This window comes from Pseudomonas fuscovaginae SE-1 (assembly GCF_000364705.1).
Classification (GTDB): Bacteria; Pseudomonadota; Gammaproteobacteria; order Pseudomonadales; family Pseudomonadaceae; genus Aquipseudomonas; species Aquipseudomonas fuscovaginae_A.
This window is the reverse complement of record NZ_AQOH01000396.1, coordinates 1-1294: the sequence shown is the minus strand read 5'-3', so window position 1 is coordinate 1294 and position 1294 is coordinate 1. Positions and strand designations below refer to the sequence as shown.

The 1294-nt window shown below is 48.4% G+C and carries 4 protein-coding genes; 3 read left to right on the top strand and 1 reads right to left on the bottom strand.

Annotation, left to right across the window (positions count from 1 at the left end; translation table 11 throughout):
* Positions 1-183, bottom strand: a 183-nt coding sequence (locus K675_RS31710; RefSeq protein ID WP_037007417.1) for a hypothetical protein, incomplete at its 3' end; no start/stop codon positions are given.
* Positions 184-329: 146 nt separating this feature from the next.
* Here K675_RS31710 and K675_RS0129935 point away from each other — a divergent pair.
* From K675_RS0129935 to K675_RS31705, 3 genes are all read left to right on the top strand, one after another.
* Positions 330-518 (top strand): hypothetical protein, encoded by a 189-nt coding sequence (locus tag K675_RS0129935; RefSeq protein ID WP_017907127.1) that lies wholly within the window; start codon positions 330-332, stop codon positions 516-518.
* Between the two features lie 136 nt (positions 519-654).
* Positions 655-1026: a histone-like nucleoid-structuring protein, MvaT/MvaU family gene (locus K675_RS0129930; RefSeq protein WP_017907126.1), complete on the top strand. Its 372-nt coding sequence runs from the start codon at positions 655-657 to the stop codon at positions 1024-1026.
* Between the two features lie 13 nt (positions 1027-1039).
* A partial coding sequence (locus K675_RS31705) for a hypothetical protein (protein WP_037007415.1) occupies positions 1040-1294 on the top strand: 255 nt, incomplete at its 3' end.

Below are 1294 nucleotides of genomic sequence, written 5' to 3'. Positions count from 1 at the left end.
TGTTGCTGTAATCATGGTCAGAAAGGTTACGAATGCCTGGACGATAACGTGGATCAGGTATTTGAGGGCGATCTTGGGCTTGCCTGGGTTCAGGGCTAACTTATATTCGACAAAAGCCATTGCAGCCATGATTTGAATCAGGACGGCCTGGGCGATTAGGGCTTTGTTGAGTAGCTCGAACATATGTTTCTCTCCATGCTTGTATTTTCGCATTGAGTACTGGTGGGATCAACATATTTTAGACGTTATTTGAAATATCTTTATTCGGTTGTAGACTCTCGCCTGGCTCATTCGTAACATAGAGATATAACAACAAAAGGAGAGCCGAAATGGTTGATGTCCCAATTGATTTTTATACGGGGTCTTGCACTGCTGCAGATGTGCGCATGGAAAGCGCGAGAGGAGACGGCAAGATCATGGTGCTAGACGCAAAAGGAAATGTTGTACAGGTACTTGACCCGGAAACTACAACGATCTGGATCAAAGCGAAGCCCAAGGGCGGTGGTGCCGGTAGTTGATTGGTTAAGAAAAACTCTTTTGAAAACAAAAAGGCCCGCAGCGCGGGCTTTATTTCTCAATCCTGGCATATGAGCATTGACAGCTTAGAGCGCCCTGATATATTTCATAGCACTTAATCCCATCAGGAGCAGTAGAATGTCCAAGGTAGCCGAGTTTCGCGATCTCGAACGTCAAATCGCAGAGCAGTTGGCACAGCTCGACCTTCTGAAAAATGACAAAGCCTTCCAGGCCGAGGCTGAATTCGAAGAAAAATTGCGCAAGTTGATGGGTGAGTACAGCATGTCTCTCCGCAACATCATCACCATCCTTGACCCGCAATCTACTACCCGTAGTGCAGCACCTGCCAAGGTTGATGGGCGCAAAGGCCCCCGCGCTCCACGCGCCTTGAAGCGCTATCACAACCCCCATACCGGAGAAGTCGTCGAGACCAAGGGGGGTAATCACAAGACACTTAACGCCTGGAAAAGAGAACATGGCGCAACTGAAGTAGCGAGCTGGATCCAGTAGAAGGACTTTACAAATGAGCAGGATGCTTCTTGCCGGCGCAGGTTTTGTAGTGTTGCTTTCATGCGCCATATACGGGCTGAACGAGTACAGAGTTGTACAGCGTGAAGAGCTTAGAATCTCGCAAATCAAGGAGCTCCCTCTCCTTCCATTCAAGCGCGGCGCTGCCTTAACTGCAGAACAGAAAAATAATGCTGTTGATCTAGAGTCGCCCACATCACTGATGGAATTTCTCGCTAGAAAAGTGTACTCACTGGACGACCCTCAACTC

Excerpts from the sequence above, each read along its gene's own strand:
- K675_RS0129930 (WP_017907126.1), top strand. The coding sequence starts at position 655 with ATGTCCAAGGTAGCCGAGTTTCGCGATCTCGAACGTCAAATCGCAGAG.
- K675_RS0129935 (WP_017907127.1), top strand. The coding sequence starts at position 330 with ATGGTTGATGTCCCAATTGATTTTTATACGGGGTCTTGCACTGCTGCA.